Genomic DNA, 23,014 nt, shown 5'->3' with positions numbered 1-23,014 from the left:
CATGCTTACCACTACGCTGCTGTTTCTGCTGTCAGCCGGAGCCATTTATGTGGCTTGCGAGTATTTCGTCAACGGCATCGAGTGGCTGGGAAAGAAACTGAACTTCGGGGCCACCGCCACGGGCACGATCCTGGCTGCTTTGGGTACGGCCCTGCCGGAAAGCGCCGTGACCTTTGTGGCAGTGATGGGGCGCACGCCGGAATTGCGCGATATCGGCGTTGGTGCGGCCTTGGGTGGCCCGTTGGTACTCGCCACTATTGCGTACGCGGTGGTGGGTGTTGCCTTGTGGTGCAACCGGCACCTGCTGGCGCGGGTGGATAGGTGTGTGCAGGTGGATCATGCACGATTGGCGCGGGATCAATCCTGGTTCCTGTCCATCTTCGTGGTGAAGTGTGGCCTAGGTTTGGTCGCCTTTGCGTTCAAGCCGTGGTTGGGCGTGGTGTTTCTCGCGGCCTACGCGTTATATGTATGGCGCGAGTTGAATAGCGAAGACATCGCATTGCATGATGAGGAACTGGAGCCACTGAAGTTTCAGCCACGTGCTGCCGTGCCATCGACGATGATGGTGATGATGCAGACATGCGCGGCACTGCTGGTGATTGCCTATGCGTCGCACGTGTTTGTGTCGCAGATCGAGGCCATCGGCTGGGCCCTGCACATGCCGCCGCATTTGATTGCACTAGTGCTGAGTCCGGTTGCGACGGAACTGCCCGAGACCATGAATGCGCTGATCTGGGTGCGTCAAGGTAAGGAGCGCTTGGCTTTGGCCAATATTTCCGGAGCAATGATGATTCAGGCAACCGTTCCCAGCGCCTTGGCGCTGTTTGCCACCCCGTGGATGTTTGACGCACCGCTCATCGTTGCTGGCGTCATGACGATGATCGCGATCATTTTTCTGTGGCGGCTGTTTCGACGCGGTCATGTCGACGCGCGCATGCTTATACCCGTAGGTGGATTGTATGTCTTATTCGCTGCCTATATGGGGTGGCGCTTCATGTGACATCAACATGCTCAAAGATCAGGACGGGCCAATCCGAAGCACAACAGACATGGCCCCTCCGCATTCGAAGCCACGATGTTACGTGATGGGCCCAAAACTGGGGAGAGGGTCAATCCTTGTGTGCGGCGTTGCGATCTCGGCCGGCACCTAGCTTGCGATCAAGCGCACCAAACAGCTTCTTGAACACGCGCGAGAATTTTCCACGCTTGGTCTTGCGCAGCTTTTCTTCTTCGCTGGTGAGCCAGGCCACCTGGATCACGCGACGCTCACCTTCATACGGCAGATGGCCGTGGAAAGAGTTGTCGCAACGTTTGAACACCGCAAATTCGCCGTAGAGCGGCTTCAGTTCCGGCGCGGCCAGGTCGTCGATGTTGTCGATCTTGTTCAAAAAGCGTAGGCAGCCATCGCTGGTATCGGGCCACTGGGTGTTCAAGTAGAGCAAGGCCGTCGCAACCTTGGAGCGGCTGTCGGTATGGATAGTGCCGTGGCGCTTGTTGAGTACGCGACACAAGGTGACCAGGGTAGGGTAGTGCCCTAGATTGTCGATACCCAGATAGCGGCCAATAGCACTGGCAAAGGCAGGGGTGGTCATCTGTGCCACCAGTGCGTTCACTGACGGGCCGCAGTCGGTCGGATCGTAGGGAAAGAAGCCGGCGCTGGCATACTTGGGGAAGTCCCGCTCCAGATCGCTGCGTGCTTCGTCCGGCAACTGGCCGTGAGCAATCATCAACGGAAACGGCTGCTGCCGTACCTCCGTATCCGGACGATCGAGTCGGATGGGATCAAGCAGAACGGTTGCGTTCATGAAGTCTCGTAGCTACTCCAACCAAATGGCTGTCAGTCTATCGCGGGAGTGTCGCTTTGATGTGCCCGGGTGCCATTCTCACGATTTGATGCGGTGGACAGAAAGCCACTTGCCACCTATCATTTCAACCCGCCCGAGACTTTCTTTGATCCAAGGTCCACAAGCCTGCTTCGATGCGGCTTGCGGGCTTTGCTGCACCTAAAAGGCGGCCCCATGCCCATTTCCGCTCTGCTTGCCCTCGAAGACGGCAGCGTGTTCCACGGCCACGCCGTGGGTGCGACTGGTGAAACCGTCGGCGAGGTAGTTTTCAACACAGCGATGACGGGCTACCAGGAGATCCTCACCGATCCATCCTATGCCCGTCAGATTGTGACCCTGACGTACCCTCATATTGGCAACACCGGTTGCAATGCCGAGGACGAAGAATCCACCGCCGTGCATACTGCCGGGTTGATCGTGCGGGATGTACCACGTCGGGCCAGCAACTGGCGCAGCACCGAAAGTCTGCCCGATTACCTCAAGCGGCACGGCATCGTGGCCATCGCTGGCATCGACACGCGGCGCCTTACCCGCATCCTGCGCGACAAGGGTGCCCAGAGCGGCTGCATCGTGGCTGGCGAGTCGATCGATGTCGATGCCGCGCTGGCCAAAGCGCGGGCCTTCCCGGGTCTCAATGGCATGGACCTGGCCAAGATGGTCAGCGTCAACAAGTCGTATAACTGGAATGAGGGCGTATACGACCTCGACCGTACCGTGTTCCACGAAACGGACAAGCGCTTCAATGTGGTGGCCTACGATTACGGAGTGAAGCGCAACATTCTGCGTCTGCTGGCCGAGCGCGGTTGCGAGATCACGGTGGTGCCTGCGCAGACACCGGCCGCCGACGTGCTGGCCATGAATCCGGATGGCGTGTTCCTTTCCAATGGCCCAGGTGATCCGGCGGCCTGCGATTACGCCATTGCCGCCGCACATGAATTTTTGGCTAGGGAAATTCCGTTGTTCGGCATCTGCCTTGGTCACCAGATCATGGGTGCCGCCGTGGGCGCGAAGACCATGAAGATGAAGTTCGGCCATCACGGCGTAAACCATCCGGTGAAGGATCATGACGACGGCCGCGTGCTAATCACCTCGCAGAACCATGGTTTTGCGGTGGATGCGTCCACCCTGCCTTCCTATGTGCGCATCACGCATACCTCGCTGTTCGACGGTTCGCTGCAGGGCTTTGCGCTGACCGATCGCCCCGCGTTCTGCTTCCAGGGGCATCCGGAAGCGAGCCCTGGGCCGCACGACATGGGTTATCTCTTCGATCGGTTTGCACAACTGATGCGGGACTCGGGACTCGGGACTCGGGACTCGAGGAAGGGCAAGTGAGTCTGACGCACTTTCGCGAGTTGGAGGTGTGGCAGTCAGCGATGTTGTTGGCAAAGAGGGTGGGTCAAATGCTTTTACGTCTACATCAAGCCTTGGTCCGGCGGCTCGAAACCGAGTCCCGAGTCCCGAGTCCCGGGTCCCGGAGCTAAATCATGCCCAAGCGTACAGACATCAAGAGCATCCTCATCATCGGCGCCGGTCCGATCGTCATCGGCCAGGCCTGCGAGTTCGATTACTCCGGTGCGCAGGCGTGTAAGGCGCTGAAGGAAGAGGGCTACCGGGTCATCCTGGTGAACTCCAATCCCGCCACCATCATGACCGACCCGGAAACGGCGGACGCGGTCTACATCGAGCCGATCAACTGGCAGACCGTGGAGCGCATCATTGCCAAGGAACGTCCGAATGCCGTGCTGCCGACCATGGGCGGCCAGACCGGCTTGAACTGTGCACTCGATCTGGCTGACCACGGCGTGCTCGAAAAGTATGGCGTGAAACTGATCGGCGCCTCGCGCGAAGCCATCCGCATGGCCGAGGACCGCGAGCTGTTCCGCGTCGCGATGTCCGAGATTGGCCTGGAATGTCCGAAGGCCGCGGTCGCGCGTTCGTTTGAACAAGCGGTGGAGATCCAGGCCACCGTCGGTTACCCGACCATCATCCGTCCCAGTTTCACACTTGGCGGCTCGGGTGGCGGTATCGCCTATAACCGCGAAGAATTCGAGGAAATCGTCAAGCGCGGCCTGGAGCTGTCGCCGGTGCATGAAGTGCTGGTGGAAGAGTCCGTACTCGGCTGGAAGGAATTCGAGATGGAAGTGGTCCGCGACAAAACGGACAACTGCATCATCGTGTGCTCGATCGAAAACCTCGATCCGATGGGCGTGCACACCGGCGACTCGATCACGGTCGCGCCGGCACAGACGCTCACCGACAAGGAATACCAGCGCCTGCGCGATGCTTCCATCGCCGTGCTGCGCAAGATCGGTGTGGATACCGGCGGCTCCAACGTGCAGTTCGGCGTGAATGCCGAAACCGGCCGCGTGGTGGTGATCGAGATGAATCCGCGTGTGTCGCGTTCGTCTGCGCTGGCGTCGAAAGCCACGGGTTTCCCTATCGCCAAGATCGCCGCGAAACTGGCTATTGGTTACACGCTGGATGAACTCAAGAACGACATCACCGGCGGTCTCACGCCAGCCTCGTTCGAGCCGACCATCGACTACGTGGTCACCAAGATTCCGCGCTTCGCCTTTGAGAAATTCCCGCAGGCCGACGCACGCCTCACCACTCAGATGAAATCAGTGGGCGAGGTGATGGCGATAGGTCGCAGCTTCCACGAATCGCTGCAGAAGGCGCTGCGTGGTCTGGAGATCGGCAAGACGGGCCTAAATCCGACCGGTTTGGATATCGCCAGCGCGGCGGGTTTGGCTACGCTCAAGCGCGAACTGCGTGAGCCGCGTCCGGATCGCGTGTTCCATCTTGCAGATGCCTTCCGAGCTGGTCTGAGTCTGGAAGAAGTGCACGACCTAAGCCGCGTCGATCCCTGGTTCCTCTCTGCTTTCGAAGATATCGTGCTGACCGAGAAGGAAGTCGGGGAACAGGGCATCACTGCGCTCGATGCGGCGCGCGTGCGTGAACTGAAGCGCCTCGGTTTCTCCGACGCACGCCTGGCCGAACTCATCCATACCGACGAGGCGGCCGTGCGCCATCTGCGTCGCACATTGGGCGTGCGGCCGGTCTACAAGCGCGTGGATTCTTGCGCCGCCGAATTCGCCACCACCACGGCCTACATGTACTCGACCTATGAGGAAGAGTGCGAAGCCAACCCGACCAGCCGCGACAAGATCATCGTGCTGGGCGGCGGTCCGAATCGCATCGGCCAGGGTATTGAGTTCGACTACTGCTGTGTGCACGCCGCCCTGGCACTGCGCGAAGACGGGTTCGAGACCATCATGGTCAACTGCAACCCGGAAACCGTATCGACCGACTATGACATCTCTGATCGTCTGTACTTCGAGCCACTGACGCTGGAAGACGTGCTGGAAATCGTCGACCTGGAAAAGCCCAAGGGCGTGATCGTGCAATACGGCGGCCAGACGCCGCTAAAGCTGGCGCGTGCGCTTGAAGCCGCCGGTGCACCGATCATCGGCACCACGCCGGATTCGATCGACCTGGCCGAAGACCGCGAGCGCTTCCAGCAGATGATCCACAAGCTGGGCCTCACCCAGCCACCGAACCGCACTGCGCGCAATGTTGATGAAGCCTTGGCGCTGGCGCGCGAGATCGGCTATCCGCTAGTGGTGCGTCCCAGCTATGTGCTGGGTGGTCGCGCAATGGAAGTGGTGTACGACGATGCGGATCTGTCGCGCTACATCCGCGAGGCCGTGCAGGTGTCGAATGATTCGCCGGTGCTGCTGGATCGCTTTCTCGATCACGCGGTGGAAGTCGATGTCGACATCATCGCCGACCAAGACGGCGACGTGCTAGTCGGTGGCATCATGGAGCATATTGAAGAAGCCGGTGTGCATTCGGGTGATTCATCTTGCTCGCTACCGCCCTATTCGCTGACGCCAACCATCCAGAACGAGCTGCGTCGCCAAGTCAGCCTGATGGCGAAGGAACTGAAGGTCGTCGGCCTGATGAATACGCAGTTCGCCATCCAGGGCGATACGGTGTTTATTCTCGAAGTGAACCCGCGTGCTTCGCGTACCGTGCCGTTCGTCTCTAAGGCGACAGGCATGCCGCTGGCCAAAATTGCCGCGCGCTGTATGGCGGGTCGCAGTCTGATCGCGCAAAGCACGACGCGTGAAGTGATTCCGGGCTACTACTCAGTGAAGGAAGCGATCTTCCCGTTCCTGAAATTCCAGAACGTCGACCCAATCCTTGGTCCGGAAATGCGCTCCACCGGCGAGGTGATGGGCGTGGGCCGCAGCTTCGGCGCCGCCTTTGCGCGAGGCCACGATGCGGCCGGCATCAAGACACCGCCCAAAGGCAAGGTGTTCGTGTCGGTGCGTGACGCCGACAAGGACCGCCTACTGACGGTAGCCAAGGACATCGCCATGCGCGGCTTCACATTGGTCGCTACAGCAGGTACGGCAAGCTACCTTACCGAACACGGCGTGGCCTGCGAACGCATCAACAAGGTGGCCGAAGGTCGGCCACATATCGTCGACCTGATCAAGAACGGTGAGATCGTCTATATCGTCAATACCACCGAGGGCAAGCAGGCGATCGCCGACTCGTTTTCGATCCGGCGTGAGGCCTTGCAACATCGCGTCACTTATTCCACTACGGTTGCAGGTGCCCGCGCGTTGGTTCATTCGCTGGATTTCCATGACACTGGCGAAGTCCATAGCCTGCAGGAACTTCACAAGGAGCTGAGCGCATGAGTCGCGCCCCCATCACGAAAACAGGTTCGGAGCGTTTGCGAGGCGAGTTGGATCGCCTGAAGTCGGTCGAACGTCCAAAGATTATCGCTGCCATTGCCGAAGCGCGGGCCCACGGCGATCTCAAGGAAAACGCCGAGTATCACGCCGCACGTGAGCAACAGAGCTTTACCGAAGGCCGTATTGCCGAACTGGAAGCGGCGCTGTCCACGGCGGAGGTGATTGACGTATCGCGGTTGAACCCCGGCAACAAGGTCGTGTTCGGCGCGACGGTGGAGCTTGAGGAAGAAAGTGGTGAATCGGTGACCTACCAGATCGTGGGCGATCTGGAAGCCGACATCAAAATGCGCCTGATCGCAGTGTCTTCGCCCATCGCCCGTGCCCTGATCGGCAAAAGCGAAGGCGATAGCTTCGAGTTCAGGGCGCCCAACGGTGTGAAGCGCTACGAGATCACTGGCGTCAGTTATGAGTGAGTTACGACAGCCCTCTCCTCTTCGGGACAATGCTTCGAACTTAAGCGTCATTTCAATGTGTCGTCATCCCAGCGAAAGCTGGGATAGTGCGCTCGCGAAGGCGCTCAATCAGCGAGGTGCAAGTCCTCGTTGGGGGTTAGCCCGACTTTCGCAACTTGAACGCCAGAAAGAGGCGGTAAAAAAACGGCTTCCAATTTGGATCAACGACACCGTCCGCCCGCTCTTGGAAAAAGCCCTGCAGGACGAGGGCATTGGTGCGACGATCGATATCGATCTCCAGCATCCTGAAAAACTTCAGCTTCACTACCCGTTCCTCGATCACAACGACGGCGCTTATGATTACGTCAAGAAGTGGGTGATCCTCGAGTTCGGGGGGCGATCCACGGGGGAGCCGCACCACATCGAGAATGTGGCCTGCGACATGGTGGGCATCATGCCGGACCTCATTTTTCCCACGGCAATGCCGCAAGTCATGAATGTCGCGCGCACCTTTTGGGAGAAAGCCACCGTCGTGCATGTCTTTTGTAAGAAAGGAAGTTTCCGAGGTGATCGCTTCGCACGTCACTGGCACGACTTGGTTGCATTGGCGAACAGTGAGCACTTCGAAACTATCATCACCAACCGAGATGTGGCCCAAGCAGTGGCGACACACAAGTCGTACTTTTTTCGTGAAAAGGACGCAAACGGCCAATTTGTGGACTACGAGGCAACTGTTTGCGGACAGTTGCAGTTGGTGCCCACCGGCGATGCGCGCAAAGCCATTGAAGCCGATTACCGCGACACTCAGCTGATGATGGATGGCACATCACTTGAGTTCGATCAATTGATGGACACATGCCAAAAGATTCAGGATCGCGCGAACCAGGAAATGGCCGCGTAATCACCTGTTTCGCCACAACGCCAGGACATTTGCTGGGACGATTGCGTCATACCATCGAGGTGAAGCCATCAGCGATTGCCCGGCATCGGGACTGCACAAGTAGTACTTATGCGGTAAGCACCGGGACAAAACGGGGACAAAGGGCCAAAAAAAGCCCAACTTGGTTAGCTGGGCCGTTTTCTAAGTACTTGATTCTGGTGCCGGAAATAGGAATCGAACCTACGACCTACGCATTACGAATGCGCCGCTCTACCAACTGAGCTATTCCGGCGAAGCTGCTAAGTCTACGGGGCGCCCCCCTTAGCTGCAAGCTGTCAGGTGGTTCCAGGCGAGGTTTGTCGGAATGGCCTGATGAACCGGCGGTTCATTGACCTGCACCAGTCATTTGCCTCCCGGAACTTTTCCTTGGCTGATGGCTGACTGTTCGGAATGGATGCTTGCAGCCAAAGTGATGACCAAGGGTCACAAGGGAAGGTCATCCATGCCGTATCTGCCAGTCCAGCGAGGCGTTACCTTGGTTGAGGTGCTGGTTGCCTTGCTGATCTTCAGTGTCGGATTGATCGGTGTGGTGGCTTTGCTGGTGATGTCAGCGCGCTCCAGCCACGCCGCCTATCTGCGTTCCCAGGTCACGTTTCTCGCGCAGGGCATGGCCGATCGCATGCAGGCCAATCCCATTGCCGTATGGAAGGGCGATTACAACGGCACCTATCCGAACGGAGCGAGCCAGGATTGCACCGCAGGTTGCACACCCCAGCAGCTCGCCCTGCATGACAAGGGTATTTGGAGCAGCCAGCTCACTACCTTTCTACCATCGGACGCACAAGCGCGCATCATCTGCAGCAGCGCCGGGCTGGCCTATGTCCCGTCATCGGATCAGTTGGCCCTGCGCCCGCCGTATGGCGGCAGTTGCAAGATGAGCGTTAGTTGGACCGAGCAGGGTGTCGGTGCAAAGGGTTCCGGCAAGAACGATCCCGCGCCGCAGACATTTGCCTGGGAATTCCAGCCATGAGCATCCGCCTGCATCGCCAACGTGGACTATCCTTGGTCGAGTTGATGATTGCGGTGGTGTTGGGGCTTGTGGTGAGTGCGGGCATCGTCACCCTGTTTACCGCCAGCAACAACAGCGACCTTGCTCGGGCACAACTGGAACGCTTGCAGGAGGAGGGGCGCTTCGCTATCACGCAGATCACGAATGATCTGGCCATGAGTGGCGCGCAATATTGCGTGGGTACCGGTGGCAATGCGTACGCCAGTGCTGCGGGAACCTATCTGGACAGGCTGCGTGCACCCACCGTCTATGCTAGCAATCCCGATGCACTGATGGCGGCATTAAATGATGTGACGACATCTTGGAACGCCCCATACCCACCCGCGCCTGCCGCGCCGTACTCCCTGCCTTCGTTCCTTGCCATGCGCGGCTACGATTGTTCGATCAATGATTGCACGCCTGTCGATCCTAGCATCAAGCAAAATCTCAACGGATTCGGCATCCCCGGCATGGGCGTGAAGGTGGATGACCGCGTGGTTGGTGCGTCGGTGATCACCGTTCGCTACGTCGACCCGGCGGGCGGCCTGGCGATCTCCACCGATGAAAATGCAGTGGGCAGCACGCTTATTCGCAATGCCGATGGCACGGTAACGGCCAAACTGGACCCCTCATCGTATAAGCCCGCAGCCAAGGATTTTCCGCTCGCCATGTTGGCCGATTGCTCCGGTGCGCAAATTTTTGCTGTTTCGGGGCAGGGGAGTTTCCAGCTTGTGTCCACCGGCGATAATTTCGTGCAACCGACGATTTCCCCGAATATGGTCGCACCGAAGTTGTTTGATCTAGGGCGTGATCTGACCACGGTGACTTACTTTCTGAAAGTCGTGGATAACGGTGATGGCATGGGACATACCACCGGCGCTTTGGTCCGCCGCGTCAATGGTGGAGATGGTGGGGCATCGGAAGAGATCGCACGGGGCATAGAGCGGCTCGATTTTCGATATGGTGTCCAACTCGCCGATGGCACGGTTCGCCACTACAGCGCGGAGCAAGTCGATAACAGCAGTGCTGCGGATTGTCCAACCATGCCGTTACCCATTCACGGCAACGACGATCATGGCTGTTTATGGCGATCGGTCAGTTTTATCGAAGTCGATCTGTTGGTGGACGGGCAGCGCCCGCTGTATTCACTGACACCCAACGAACTGGCTTATAGCTACGCAACAGATGGGATGACGACGCTGGCGCCTCCCTCGGCAAGTCAGCGAAAAGTCACGCCGTTGCAACAAGGTTTTCCCGTGCCAATGCTGCGACGTGAGTTCACTGCTGTCGTGGCATTGCGCAATTTCAATCCCTAATGCTCCTTTTTTTGCATGGATGCCGAAATGCCCATACATCCCAGGTCCACGCATTTGCCTTTTCGATCATTACGCCGACAACGTGGCGTTGCCTTGGTCATGGCACTGATCTTCCTGTTGCTGATAACCATGCTAGCCATCAGTGCTTCCCAGCGTTCCCTATTGCAACAACGCATGGCCGGCAGCTTGCGCAGTGCGCAACAAGCCAGGATGAGTGCCGAAACTGCGCTACGGGGGGCGGAGTACAAGATCTGGTCGATCGCCAGCCACGCAGGTGTCCGGTTGCATTGCCAGGAAGGCGGAATTTCCGCGGATGATGGTTGCATTATCTACCGCGCGCTAAGTGCTCCTTATGGTGCTCGGGGTGTCGTGACCACCTTTCAGAAGGCTTCCGGGTGGGTGGAGAACGTTGGCAAGAGCTACGCCGGGCCGATGCTCGCGGGGTACATGGACACAAACGGGGAACCGACCGCTGTGCTCGCCAGAAATCCCGTATACCTGATCGAAGACCTTGGTAGTGAGCGACCGCCTGGGGTGGGCAGCTTGCACGAATCCGGCAACACGGGGCCCAACAACCGTGGTGCGGATGAGGTGGACGTTCACGTCTATCGCATCACCGCACGGGGTGCCGGTGGCAACCCTGTGAGCGTGAGTGTGGTGCAGAGCACCTTCAGTGCACCGGCAAGTCCTTGAAGTCTTGGTTATGCGTAAACGAAGCAGATATTTATGGCTGGTGTGCCTTGCTGTGTGGCTTGACGCAAGTGTTGCCGCGGAAAAATCGCTTTCAGGTACCGTGGAACTTAGTCCCTTGCCACTGGATCGCACACAGGCGGTGCCGTCACTGGCTGTGCTTGGCTTAAACGGGAGTGTTCTGGCGGCAGGTTTGCTTGCGTTCAGAGGTGGTTACAACTTCGCGGATTGGTCGGGTGTCCTGCAGGCCGTCAGCTTGAACGTGGATGGAACACCGGCCGACGTGATCTGGAACGCTGGCGCCATGCTGACGGATGCAGCCGTGACGTCGCCCGGACATCGCATCATCCTTACTGCCGCCACCGATGCGGTCGGCAACGTGGCCGCCATGGCGTTTGAGCCAGCATCCGCCTTTGATGCAAAGGAAACCACTGGACTGATGTCGCCGGAGTCCGGGAAGAGCACTGCCGACACACTTGCGGCGCGTGTTGGGTATCTTCGTGGTGAACGTGTCAATGAGTTTGATGGCGTGATGCGTACGCGCAGCAGTCTGCTTGGGGCGATCATCAACACTCAAACCGTGTATGTGGATGATGCCACCGGACATTACACCGATAGCTGGCCAACCAGGATCAAGAACGTCTCCGTCCCGGCCCCTGAGATGGCTGCAGGCGCGCAGACTTATCAGCAATTCGTGGCCGACAACGCCAAGCGTTCGCCCGTGGTCTATATCGGTGCCAACGACGGCATGTTGCATGCGTTCAACGCGCCGGTTCCGACATGCGATGCGCAAGGTCAGTGCGAGGTAGTCGCTGGTGCGGGAAAAGAGCTTTGGGCCTATGTGCCGCGCGCCGTGTATGCCAACCTCGGCAACCTTACCAGCAAAGCGGATTTTCAGTACCAGCCCACGGTGGACGCTACGCCTGTCATGCGTGACGTATTTTTCAGCGAGCAAGGTTCACACGAATGGCATACCTTGCTAGTGGGTGGTGTGAGGCTGGGGGGGCGTGGCGTTTACGCGCTGGATATCACGCATCCGACCACGGTGAGCGAGGCACGTCCCGAGCGCACGTTTCTTTGGGAATTCGATGCCGATGCCACAGCGGGCACATCTAGTACAGGCGAAACCTACTATCCGGCAGACCTTGGCTATACCTATGGGCAGCCGGCCATGGCACGGCTGGCCAATGGTCGCTGGGCGGTACTCATTCCCAGTGGCTATTTCCCTGACTGCAGCAAGCCTGATAAGCCTGCGCATTGCGAGGAAGCGGCAACGCAAGCGCCCGCCAACGACAGCGCCTTGTTCGTGCTGGATGCGCAAACGGGCGAAGTCATCCGTGAACTCAAGACGCCGACCCACATCGATGGCGTAACCAGCTACGGCCTCACCACACCAGTCCTTGGTGACTACAACGATGACCAGGTCGACGACATAGCCTTTGCCGGTGACCTTGCCGGCAACCTGTGGCGCTTCGACTTGTCGGCACCGGACCCGTCTGGCTGGAAAATAACGCTGGCCTATCGGCCTGTGGTGCAAGGCGCCCAACCCATCACTGTCATGCCCCGGCTCTTCGCTGACCCGCACACCCATCGTTTTATCGTCGTATTTGGCACTGGCAAATATCTCGGGGTAAGCGACAAGTCGGCGGATATCCCTGTGCAATCTTTGTATGGCATCCGAGACAACGTGGATAGCCGCGGCAACCCCATCACGGTGACGCGCGACAGTTTGCAAGCGCAAATCCTGCGTCAGGTTGCGGTGAATGATGCCTTGCTCCGCAACCTGACATCCGAACCTTTGTCGCAGACAGCACGTGGCTGGTACATCGACCTGGATGTGATGGCCGGTGAACGGGTCGTGGCAACGCCAACAGCCTTGTTCAACACTGGCAGTGTGCTCTTCAGCACCCTGATACCGGATGGCGATGCTCCTTTCGGTGCCGTGATGGCGGTCGATGCAGCAACCGGCGGCCCAGGCAACACCGTTTCGCTTGGTGGCATCTCGTATGTTGGCGGCGTGACGAATCAAGCTCACAGTATGGGCAGCTTGCCTATCGCAACGGCGGTAGGTGGCGGCAAGCTGATCCTGCCAGGCATCCACCTGAAGGGTGGAAACGATGAACTAAAGCAACCCTTTTCTCTCGGCAGCCCGATCTGGCGTCGACGTTCATGGTCCCTGTTGACCCCCGATTATTGAAAGGAGAAAGGTGATGGAGCGTCCGCGGGGCTTTACGCTACTGGAGGTCATCATCGTTGTGGCGATCGTCGCCATCTTGGCGGCGCTTGCGACATCGTCGTACAGTCGTTACGTACTACGTTCGCATCGTGCGGATGCCCATCAGGCTTTGATGGCCGTTGCCCATGGCCAGGAGCGCTGGTATGCCACCTACAACCGTTATACCGATGACCTGAGTCAATGGGGCTATACCGAGCCGGCGACATCCCCCAATGGGTATTACGAATTGGTTCTGGAGGTCGACGACGATGCGCGGTCGTTCGTCGCAAGGGCAATACCTGTGCGGACTCAAGCGGTGGACGTATGTGGCAGCCTGTCCATCGATAACAGGGGGAATAAGTTGCCCGAGCGTGATGACGCGCAAGCCAATGCCAATGGCAGGTGTTGGTGATGGGATTGTTTGAGGGCAACTGATTCGCGTTGCCTTAACGTGCGAGAGACGGTTCCGGAGCCTCAAAACGCCAACCTTTCCGCCAACCCCGAATAACGCCGCGTGCGCTGCGTCAACGCCTGCTCCACGCTGGATAGCGTGCCAATCAGGCTCAGCCGGCGGCGTGCACGCGTGATGCCCGTGTAGAGCCATTCGCGGGTAAGAATCGGCGATGCATCGTCAGGCAGTACCAAAGTGGTGTGCTCAAACTCCGAACCTTGCGATTTGTGCACGGTCATCGCATAGACCGTTGCCACATCGCCAAGCCGCGAAGGCAATACACAGCGAACCTGCGCATCACCTCCATTTGGAACGGTCAACGATGATCCACGCGTCATGGGGAAGGCCACGTACAGGCGATAGACCCCATCCGAGCCTGGCATGCGCAGTGTGATACCGACATCGCCGTTCATCAGTCCAAGACTGTAATCGTTGCGTATCATCATCACTGGACGGCCCTCGTACCAGCCGCGATCGGATTCGATCAACCCAGCGTTCCACAACGTGGCCGCGATGTCCCGGTTGAGCCGCTCCGTACCCGCCGGCCCCTGGCGCACGGCGCACAGCATCTGGAAATGATTGAAGGCTTCCAGCACGTCGTGCGCCCAGCTTTGATGCGCGAGCAGGCCCTCATGCGTGGAAGGCCGCTGGCGTTGCAGGCGGTTGAGGTAGAACCGGAAACCCTGCGGTGCATCGCCGGATGGTGCGGCTTCGAAGCGATCGGCATCCCCATTCATGGCGATGATCGCCAGCGGTGTGTCGGCCGCACCCGAGGAAAACCACGCGATATCTTCAGCGCGTGAGCCGAGCAGGGCATGCACTTGTTGTGCATCACCCGCATTCACGGCAACCGCCAGGCAGCCGATACCGCTGGAAGCACCGAAGCGGTGGCTACGGCGAAGCATGGCGATATGTTGATCCAGTGGTTGTGCATCGTCGTGCACAAATGCGCGGACATCATCGCCGCAGGTGTCATGTAGCCAGCTCGCAATGTCTGCGCTGTAGTGCCCTTGCTCCGCGCGATGACTCAGGTCGCCAAGCACGGCGCCAGCTTCCACCGACGAGAGCTGGTCCTTGTCACCCAGCAAAATGAGCCGGGCATGCGAGGGCAGGGCGTCCAGTACCGCAGCCATCATTTCCAGATCGACCATCGAGGCTTCGTCGATCACCAATACATCCAGATGCAGCGGATACCGCTGGTGGTGCGCGTAGCGGCGACTGTCCGGACGTGCTCCCAGCAGACGGTGGAGGGTTTCCACTTCCTGCGGAATGGCTGCACGCACCGCTTCGGAAACATCCAGTCGCTCGATTTGTCGGGCGATGGAGGTGTTGAGGCGTGCGGCGGCTTTGCCAGTCGGTGCGGCCAGGCGTATGCGCAACGGTGCAGATCGCTCGCGTAGATGCCGTGTCTGCAGCAGGCCAAGCAAGCGCACCACCGTGGTGGTTTTGCCGGTACCTGGCCCACCCGTGATGACGCTGAAAGACCCACGCGCAGACAGCGCACACGCAACGCGTGGCCACTCGATGTGGTGGCTGTCGGCAACAGGAAATAGTCGTTGCAGTTCGCCGCGCAAGCCTTCGATAGGTGTTGGATTGCCGTGAAGCCTGCCGAGAATCCCCTGCGCTACACCGCATTCGTATTGCCAGTAGCGCCGCAAATAGAGTCGGTGCCGATCCAGCACCAGTGGCGCATTCGTTGGCAGACCATCGGCGCTGGCCAACAAAGGCGAAACGGGTGGGGTAGGATTGGCGAGCAAATCGACCCACGCTTCAGGCCACGCATGTTCTGCTGCAAGGGCATCCAGCGCTTGCAGATCCAGGCAGGGATGACCATCGCCCAGCAAGCGGCTTGCCAGTGCAGCCATCAGCAACAGGCGCGGTTCAGCGGCTGGATCGCGTTCCGCTATGAACCGGGCAAAAGCCAGATCCAGCGGACGCAGCAGGTATCGCGCCGTCGCATCGATCAGCAGTACAAGCATGGTCTCACGCGACATCGGCACGTGCTCCTTGCGCGAACAGGCGATCCATCGCATCGATCAATGCAAATGGCAGGCGTTCGCTGTGCACGCCGTGTCCTGCGTGATCGACCCCGCGCAAATAGAGATAAAGCACGCCACCGACATGGCGCTCATAGTCATAATCGACCAGCCGTGCGCGAAGTTGGCGATGCAGCGCCAGGGTGTAAATGGCGTATTGCAGCTCGTAGCGGGCGTGCAGTGTGGCCTCGCGCATGGCGGCAGGCGTGTAGGCGGCGTGGCTGTCGCCCAGCCAGTTCGATTTGTAGTCGATCACGTAATAACGCCCTTCGTGTTCGACGATCAGGTCGATAAAGCCCTTGAGCATGCCGTTGATGCGACTGGGCGGCAACGCGGTGCGTGGGGCGCCATCCAGCGTGTGGCGCGTGACCAGCTGATCGAGGCGTTGCGTATCGACCTGGTTGGCCTCGAACCAGAATTCCAGCTCGGCCTGATAGTGGCGGCGCTGCTTCAGTGCGGCAAGCGTCAAGCGGTTGCCGTCGGGTAAGGGCAGGGGCGTATGCAACAAGGCGGGCAACCATTGGCTCAGCGGTGCGGTCCACTGTTGCCAACCGCGTCGTTGGCAACGGCGCGTTATCTGTTGTTCCAGCGCGGTGGTATCGACGGATACCGTGGCGAATCCTGTTTCGGCAATCCATTCGAGCAGATCGTGCAGAAACGTGCCCGCTTCGGCGCCGCGCGGAAAGGCGTGAATGCCTTGTTCGCGATCGGGCAGGTTGCCCTCGACAGATTCGCGGGCGGCTTCCGTCAACACGTCCTGGGCGGCGGTTTCGGGCGCGGTTGGACGTTGTGTTTCGCCGCTGCTGTGGGCAATCGAGCTGTAGCTGGCGATCCACCATGGTTCGGGCAGGTTCAGTCGGCAACTGCGTGCCGGGCGTGGTGCTTGCGATGCTGCTTGTGCCCGGTAAACCTGCGTGCCGGGCGCCTCGGTGGCGATGTGAATGGTGATGTCCGGCGAGTCGCCACGCAATGCCTGCAAGCGTGGCAGCAAGGTTGCGGGCTCGATGGCGTCGCCGCCCGCCAGCACATAGCCGAACGCGGAGCGGGGCAGCATGGGTGTTTTGCTGCGTCCGTCCATTGTGCAGGCCACGCCCAGCCAGCAGGCGTGTTCGGCGCGCGTGAGTGCGACATACAGTAGCCGCAAATCTTCCTGCAGGCGTTCGCGGTCGATCTGCGCGCGGACATGGTCATCGGGTTCCAGGTCGATCCAGCTCTGGCCTTGCTCGTCGTGCCACGGGTGCAAACCTTGCCTGGCGGCTTCCTGCATGCGGCACACGAACGGCAGCATCACTAGCGGATACTGCAAACCCTTGGACTTGTGGATGGTAACGAGTTTGACCAGATCGGCTTCGCTTTCCAGACGTACGACTTGTTCGTCGGGGGTGTCGGCCTCGCCGTCGTCGGCACGATGGATCTGCAAGGTCAGGTAGCGAATCAGTGCATGTTCGCCATCCAGCTGGATAGCGGCATGTTGCAGCAATTCAGCCAGGTGCTGCAGGTTGGTCAGCACACGCTCGCCGTGCGGTTTGACCAGCAGGCGCGCTGGCAGGTCGAAGGCATGCAGCAGGTTGTGCAGCATGGCCAGCACGCCGTGCCGCTGCCAGGTGGCTTGCAGCTGGCGGAACCGTTCGCCGCATTGCTCCCCATACGCCTCGTCGTGATTGAGTCGATCCAGCTCGGCCAGGCTACGATCCATGGTGATGCTGGCCAACGCGGTGCGCATGGCGCGGTCGGAGGCGGGTGCGGCGCAGGCTTGCAGCCACAGCAGCATATCGGCGGCTTCGGCGGAGGCGTAGACCGAGTCGCGTTCCGACAGATAGACGCAGGCTAGGCCGCGCCGACGCAAAGCCGTACGCATGACGGCCGCTTCGCCGCGACCGCGTACCAGCACGGCGATATCGCGAGGGCGTAAAGGCGTAGGCGCTGCATTTTTCTGCACAAACGCGCAGCGTCCCGTTTGCGCGGCCTTGAGCAGATCCACGATATGCGCGGCGGCATGTTCGGCGGCGAGTTCCATGTAGGTGCCGCCGTTCAACACGTGCTCGTTGGACAATACCGTCAGTTGTATCGCGGGTAGGGGCTCATCGCCGCGATGCAGACGGCGCTTGGGTCCGCTGTCGTGCACCGGCGTAAACGGCAGGCCGTGTGCATCGCGACCAAAGGCAAAGGCGCCGAGCGGTTGCTGTTCGGCAAATTGGTAGATGCGGTTGACCGCAGCCACCAGTCCGGAGGTGGAACGGTAATTGGTGGTGAGCGTCCAGCTCGGCGAGTGCGCCTGCTCGCGCGCGCTCAGATAGGTGTGAATGTCTGCGCCGCGAAAGGCATAAATCGCCTGTTTGGGATCGCCGATCAATAACAGTCCGGTGTTGTCACGCGCGCCGTAGATGCGCTGGAAAATGCGCCATTGCAGTGGGTCGGTATCCTGGAATTCGTCGATCAGGGCGATGGGGTATTGCCCGGCGATGCTTTCGGCCAGTTGCGCGCCATGCGCTCCCTGCAAGGCGGCATCGAGCTGGCGCAGCATGTCGTCGAAGCTGGGCAGCGCTTGGCGCTGGCGGATCATCTCGACGCGTGCGCTGATCCAGGGCGCGGCGTGTGCAAGCAGCAGCGGTCGCGGCGATGTTTGGGTTGCCAACAAGTCGACCAGGGTTTGCACAGCGGCGAAGGCGGGATGGCTGGGTGCTGTGTTGTTCTTGCTTGCCGAACTATCCAGCTTGGCTTGCGTGTAGCGTTCCAGCAGTTTCTTATCCGACGCCGCGCCATTCGCCCAGGCGCGCAGGTCAGCCATATGCTGCCCCAAATGCTCCGGATTGAAGCTGGTGTTCTTCAAGGCTTTGCTGCGTGCCGCGGCAAGCAGCGTCTGTTCGATCGCATCAGTGTCTTGCGCCCACAGCTGGCGTGCGTGCTGTTCGGCTTCCCGTAGCGGTGCTTCGTGGCGATGCAGGGCTTGTACCAGATCGTCGATATTCGGCAACGGCCGCTCGTTGATGCGCAGTTGCTCGACCGATAGCCGCAGCAGCGGCTTCACGGCTTGCTGCAGGGCTTGCGGATGCTCCCATTCCTTGGCAATGCAGGCGGCATCGTCCGGAGATAGTCCGGCATAGAAACGGCGCCAATAATCGCGCGCGGCTTCGGCCAGGCGTGCGTTATCGTCCGCCACCTCGTCGCTGGCTTCGCTACCTTCGAACGCATGTTGGGCCAGCATGCGCTGGCACCAGCCGTGAATGGTGTAGACCGCCGCTTCGTCCATCCATTGCGCGGCCAGGTCGAGCTGGCGTGCGGCGGCGGCGCGTTCGTTCGGATCGGGATAGTCGTTGATCAGTCCTTGCAGATAATCGTCCGCGTTGTGCTGCCCGCGAAACGCGGCGGCGGCGTTGGCCAGGCGTTCGCGGATGCGCTCGCGCAATTCGGCGGTGGCCGCACGCGTGAAGGTGACTACCAGAATCTGCGCCGGCAAGCGTGGTGGTTGTCCACGGTGGCCGAGCACCAGGCGCAGATACAGAGCGGCAAGGGTCCAGGTTTTGCCGGTGCCCGCGCTGGCTTCGATCAGTTGGATGCCTTGCAGCGGTAACCGCAGGGGATCGAGTGCAGCGGCCGTGCTCATGCCTCGGTCTCCAGCTTGGCACCGTCGAGCAGAGGTCGATACACGGCAAGCCAGTGCTCGAAGCCGGCGGCATGGAGTGCGGCAAAGTCTGGCCAGGTGCGTGCCAAACAGGGTTCGTCATCCACTTCGCCGCGGGGTGCCATGGGTGCATGGCTGCCTTCGTAGGTGGTTTTGGCGGCCGCTGCCGCATCTTTGTCGGCGGCTTCGGCCAGCAGCCAGGCGAAGGCCGTGCGTCGTGCGATAGGCAAGGGCGTTTGCATGCCTTCATGCCACGCGTGCAGCAGCTGATCCAGTTGTGCGGCAGCGTCGGTGGGTGACTGTGCCGGCAACGCGACGGTTGCATCGGCGGCAAACAGGCGTGTGGACAGGGCGATGTGGTTGGCGTTGGCCAGTAGCTGCAAAGCCCAGGCCTGCAGCAGTTTGTCGTAGCGCGGGTGTTTGCCGTTGCGCAGATTGCCGGCTACCGGTAACAGCCGAGTGAGGTCGCCGTCCGCACTGCTGCGTAGATCGTCGAGCCAGCCGTCTACGTGACATTCCTGCGTCGTTCCGGCGAAGGCCGGGACCCAGTGACTTGCACCTGGCGTGTCCAAAGACACTGGGTGATTCGCTTCGCTCACCCCTGTTCGGGGCCGTCCTTCGGACGTTCTTCGCGCTTCGCGCTGCGTCCGGCCTTCGCCGGGATGACGGGGGATGGAGGTATATCGCAACTCACGCGCTTCAAGTTGCTTTGGCCAATGCGCCAAAGCCGCGTGCCAGCGCTGCAGGATGCCTCGCACATCGTTGCCAAGCTCATCCGTCACCAAAGCCCCAAAACCGCCGGCCGGCAGTACGCCTTGCTGGCGCAAACGTTGTGTGGTTTCGGTCAACACGTTCAAGGCGTCACGTTCTTCGACGGCCAGCGCCGCTTGCAGCAAGGTGTGCTTGATCTGGTGTTGCTCAAGCCGATCCAGCGCAAAGGGTTCGTCGTCTTCCGTGGCGGTATCCATCTCGTCGAAGCGCACTTTAAGGCGCTCGGCATAGAACAGCTTCGCCGGGTTCGTCAGAAAGCGTTGCAGCTGTGCCATATCCAGCGTCGCTTCGGCCTGCCAGGGCGCCAGCGTACCGGTATCGGCAGGCGGGGGGGCGCGGCGTGCGCGCGCCCACTCCCAGGCATAGGTATAGAGCGATGCGTCGTCAGCATCGGTGGAAAAATAGCGCGGGCTGAATGCCTGCAGGGGGTGCGTGGTGGTGATCGCGGTCAGCACATCGCTGTCCTGCGGCAACTGCCAGCCTGCGGCGAGGTAGTCGCGCAATTGGCCGACCAGCACCGACGGCGGCAGTTCGCTGTTGTCGCGCACGCTGTGACCGACCCAGCTGATATGCAGCACGTCGCGTGCCGAGAGCATGGCTTCCAGGAACAAGTAGCGATCGTCCTCGCGCCGTGAGCGGTCGCCGGGCCGATGTTGGCCGGCCAGTGCCATTAAGTCGAAATCCGACGGAGAAACGCGGCGTGGATAATCGCCGTCGTTCATGCCCAGCAGGCACACCACGCGAAAGGGAATGGCGCGCATCGGCAACAACGTGCCGAAGTTCACGGCGCCACCCATAAAGCGCTGCGACAACTGGTGCTTGTCAATCGCCTGCAACCAATCTTCGCCGACGATGCTGATGGGCACGGCCTGGCTGAAGCTGCCTTCGCTGCACGCATCCAGCCAGCTGTCCAGCGCTTCTTCCAGACGCTCGATGCGTAAGGTGTCAGCATCGTCGCCACGTGGATCGAAGCAATCGCGCAACAGTTGACGCAGGTGTTCGTTCCACTGCATCGGCGTGGCAGATTTTGCGAACACATGCCAATAATGTTCCAGCGTATCCAGCAGCTCGCACAGTTGGCCGAGCAGTGCGGCATCCAGGCCGCCGATTTCCGCATACGGTGCGATATCGTGCAGTGCCGGCGCAATGCCGCTGGCGTAGCCAAGCAACATGCGGCGCAGGCCGAAACGCCAGCTATTGTGTTCGTCGGCGGGTAAATCCAGCGTTTGTTTTTGTTCGCCGTCCAGGCCCCAGCGTATGCCGGATTCGGTAATCCAGCGGCGCATGATCGGTAGATCGCTGTCGCCGATATGGAAGCGGCGGCGCAGTGCCGGTGCATCCAGCAGATCGAGCACCTGGCCGGCGGTAAAGCGCGAGTCGCTCAGGCGCAGCAGCGATTCGAGCGCCACCAGCAGCGGCGAATGACCACGGCCCGGTTGATCGGCCACGCTGTAGGGCAGGTAACACGGATCGTCCGGCGCGATGCGCCCGAACACGGCCTGCACATGGGGCGCGTAAATGCGTATATCCGGCACCATCACCATCACATCGCGTGGCGCGAGCGGGCGGCCTTCGCGCGCAGCTTGCTCGAACAGATCCAGCAGACGGTCGTGCAGGATTTCCACTTCGCGCTGCGGGCTATGCGCGATATGGAAATGCAGCGACTGGCGTTCGGCTGGCAAAGGTTTGCGTCGTGCGGGCTCTATCGGAACAGGTTCAAGATCGAGTATCGCCTGCTGTACTTGGTGCAGCAGTGAATCGTCGCCGATGTTCTCGAACACATCGATGCTGCGCTTGATGGAGGCGAAGCGATCGCGATAGCGCTCGGGCTGATCGAAGGCGTCGAGCTGGCGGATAAAGTCACGTCCCTGCTTGCCCCACGCAGCCAGCAGCGGGTTGGCATGCAAATGTAGGTCTTCGTAGCGCGGCTCTGGCGGAAGTCCGGGCTTACCTGCGTGACGGCGCTGTTCGGCCATCAGCAGTTCACGATCTTCGATGATGTCCGCCCAGTAATGACGGCAAGGGTTGGTGACCAGCAGCAGTACCTGGCTGAAACGCGACAAGGCCGTCAGCGCCTCCAGCACTTGTTGCGGCAGCGAGGTGATGCCGAACACCACGATACGCCGCGGCAAGTGGTCAGGCTGGAAGCCGGGCTCCTGCATCTGTTGCATAAAGCGGCGATGCACGGCCGCACGGTGACTGTCGCGTTGCTCCGGCGGAACATCATCTCGCAGCAGACGCCAGAGGTGGGGTTGCCAGCATTGTGCGGGCGGCAGTTCGGTCACGCGTTGGCGTACGCTGTCGCGCAGCACGTCATGGTGTTGCTCCCAGTCCTCCAGCCAATCCGCACGGAACACTTGGTACTGGTCGAACAGGTCGGCGACCTGCATGGCCAGACGGTGTTGCCGCCGCCAGTCGGTGGTATCCCCCAGCAGGCCGCGCAAGGGCGCAAAGACTGCATCAGCAAGATGATGCGGCAATAAGCGCAGCAGGCGCCAGATCAATCGGCTCTTGTCGAAGGGTGAAGTGGCTGGCACGGCTGCTTCACCCAGGGCGGCACGGTAGGCTTGCCATAGGAAGTGTCCCGGCAGTTGCATATCCACCGCGGCACTTACGCCCAAGCCACCTGCATCAAGCGGTCGCGCCAGCGCCAGCTTCAGCCATTGTGCGATGCCATTGCTCTGCACCAGCATCACTTCGTTTTCAAGCGGTTGCAGTGGAGCTCGCTGCAACCAGGCCATTAGCAGATCGCGCAGGTCTTCCTGGCGATTGCCATGGATCACCATCAGGCCGGGTTCGACAAGGCTGGTGTAAGCGGTATGTCCGGACCCACTCACGATGGGTGGCGCTTGCTTGAAATCATGGAGAGAGTGTTTCGGTGTTGAAGCCGCATGGCTTCCTCCCGGCTGCACGGCCTGCTGCGGACATATAAGTGAAGTGGTAAGGGCATACGTGGATTTTAGCTTTGTCGAGGGTAAGC

The 23,014-nt window shown here is 60.2% G+C and carries 14 protein-coding genes and 1 tRNA gene; 10 read left to right on the top strand and 5 right to left on the bottom strand.

Annotation, left to right across the window (positions count from 1 at the left end; translation table 11 throughout):
* Window position 1 precedes the first annotated feature (1 nt).
* Window positions 2-1,000: a sodium:calcium antiporter gene (locus EO087_RS04460; protein ID WP_128897815.1), complete on the top strand. Its 999-nt coding sequence runs from the start codon at window positions 2-4 to the stop codon at window positions 998-1,000.
* Between the two features lie 109 nt (window positions 1,001-1,109).
* Here the strand turns inward: EO087_RS04460 and EO087_RS04455 are convergent, their stop codons facing one another.
* Window positions 1,110-1,805 (bottom strand): 2OG-Fe(II) oxygenase, encoded by a 696-nt coding sequence (locus EO087_RS04455; protein WP_128897814.1) that lies wholly within the window; start codon window positions 1,803-1,805, stop codon window positions 1,110-1,112.
* A gap of 213 nt (window positions 1,806-2,018) precedes the next feature.
* Here EO087_RS04455 and carA point away from each other — a divergent pair, with 213 nt between their 5' ends.
* The 4 genes from carA (at window position 2,019) to EO087_RS04435 (ending at window position 7,906) form a co-directional block, all read left to right on the top strand.
* Window positions 2,019-3,176: a glutamine-hydrolyzing carbamoyl-phosphate synthase small subunit gene (carA, locus tag EO087_RS04450; RefSeq protein WP_128897813.1), complete on the top strand. Its 1,158-nt coding sequence runs from the start codon at window positions 2,019-2,021 to the stop codon at window positions 3,174-3,176.
* Window positions 3,177-3,328: 152 nt separating this feature from the next.
* Window positions 3,329-6,556 carry a carbamoyl-phosphate synthase large subunit gene (gene carB, locus EO087_RS04445; RefSeq protein WP_128897812.1) on the top strand — a complete coding sequence of 1,076 codons (3,228 nt, stop codon included), beginning with the start codon at window positions 3,329-3,331 and terminating at the stop codon, window positions 6,554-6,556.
* On the top strand, window positions 6,553-7,026 hold the full coding sequence (greA, locus tag EO087_RS04440) for a transcription elongation factor GreA (protein WP_128897811.1): 474 nt from the start codon (window positions 6,553-6,555) through the stop codon (window positions 7,024-7,026). The genes carB and greA overlap by 4 nt, the downstream gene beginning before the upstream one ends.
* The gene (locus EO087_RS04435) at window positions 7,019-7,906 is read left to right on the top strand and encodes a nucleotidyl transferase AbiEii/AbiGii toxin family protein (RefSeq protein ID WP_128897810.1); all 888 of its coding nucleotides are present in this window, start codon (window positions 7,019-7,021) and stop codon (window positions 7,904-7,906) included. The genes greA and EO087_RS04435 overlap by 8 nt, the downstream gene beginning before the upstream one ends.
* 195 nt (window positions 7,907-8,101) lie before the next feature.
* On the opposite strand, the gene EO087_RS04430 is transcribed toward EO087_RS04435, so the two are convergent.
* Window positions 8,102-8,177 (bottom strand) — tRNA-Thr (locus tag EO087_RS04430).
* Window positions 8,178-8,387: 210 nt separating this feature from the next.
* Here EO087_RS04430 and pilV point away from each other — a divergent pair.
* The 5 genes from pilV (at window position 8,388) to EO087_RS04405 (ending at window position 13,566) form a co-directional block, all read left to right on the top strand.
* Entirely contained in the window at window positions 8,388-8,915 is a 528-nt protein-coding gene (gene pilV, locus EO087_RS04425) for a type IV pilus modification protein PilV (RefSeq protein ID WP_205744430.1), read from the top strand.
* Window positions 8,912-10,249 carry a PilW family protein gene (locus EO087_RS04420; RefSeq protein ID WP_128897809.1) on the top strand — a complete coding sequence of 446 codons (1,338 nt, stop codon included), beginning with the start codon at window positions 8,912-8,914 and terminating at the stop codon, window positions 10,247-10,249. Before pilV ends, EO087_RS04420 begins: the two co-directional genes overlap by 4 nt.
* Window positions 10,250-10,348: 99 nt before the next feature.
* The gene (locus tag EO087_RS04415) at window positions 10,349-10,942 is read left to right on the top strand and encodes a PilX N-terminal domain-containing pilus assembly protein (protein ID WP_164931763.1); all 594 of its coding nucleotides are present in this window, start codon (window positions 10,349-10,351) and stop codon (window positions 10,940-10,942) included.
* A gap of 115 nt (window positions 10,943-11,057) precedes the next feature.
* Window positions 11,058-13,136: a PilC/PilY family type IV pilus protein gene (locus EO087_RS04410; RefSeq protein ID WP_164931762.1), complete on the top strand. Its 2,079-nt coding sequence runs from the start codon at window positions 11,058-11,060 to the stop codon at window positions 13,134-13,136.
* A gap of 13 nt (window positions 13,137-13,149) precedes the next feature.
* On the top strand, window positions 13,150-13,566 hold the full coding sequence (locus EO087_RS04405) for a type IV pilin protein (RefSeq protein ID WP_128897806.1): 417 nt from the start codon (window positions 13,150-13,152) through the stop codon (window positions 13,564-13,566).
* A 62-nt stretch (window positions 13,567-13,628) separates the two neighbouring features.
* Here the strand turns inward: EO087_RS04405 and recD are convergent, their stop codons facing one another.
* From recD to recC, 3 genes are read right to left on the bottom strand one after another with little or no spacing between them, the layout of a single operon-like run.
* Window positions 13,629-15,599 (bottom strand): exodeoxyribonuclease V subunit alpha, encoded by a 1,971-nt coding sequence (recD, locus tag EO087_RS04400; protein WP_205744429.1) that lies wholly within the window; start codon window positions 15,597-15,599, stop codon window positions 13,629-13,631.
* Window positions 15,589-19,245 carry an exodeoxyribonuclease V subunit beta gene (gene recB / locus EO087_RS04395; RefSeq protein ID WP_128897804.1) on the bottom strand — a complete coding sequence of 1,219 codons (3,657 nt, stop codon included), beginning with the start codon at window positions 19,243-19,245 and terminating at the stop codon, window positions 15,589-15,591. Before recB ends, recD begins: the two co-directional genes overlap by 11 nt.
* Window positions 19,242-22,871 (bottom strand): exodeoxyribonuclease V subunit gamma, encoded by a 3,630-nt coding sequence (gene recC / locus EO087_RS04390; RefSeq protein WP_164931761.1) that lies wholly within the window; start codon window positions 22,869-22,871, stop codon window positions 19,242-19,244. Before recC ends, recB begins: the two co-directional genes overlap by 4 nt.
* Window positions 22,872-23,014: the final 143 nt, after the last annotated feature.

It is taken from the genome of Dyella sp. M7H15-1 (genome assembly GCF_004114615.1).
Taxonomy (GTDB): domain Bacteria; phylum Pseudomonadota; class Gammaproteobacteria; order Xanthomonadales; family Rhodanobacteraceae; genus Dyella_B.
This window is presented reverse-complemented; position numbering and strand designations above follow the sequence as displayed.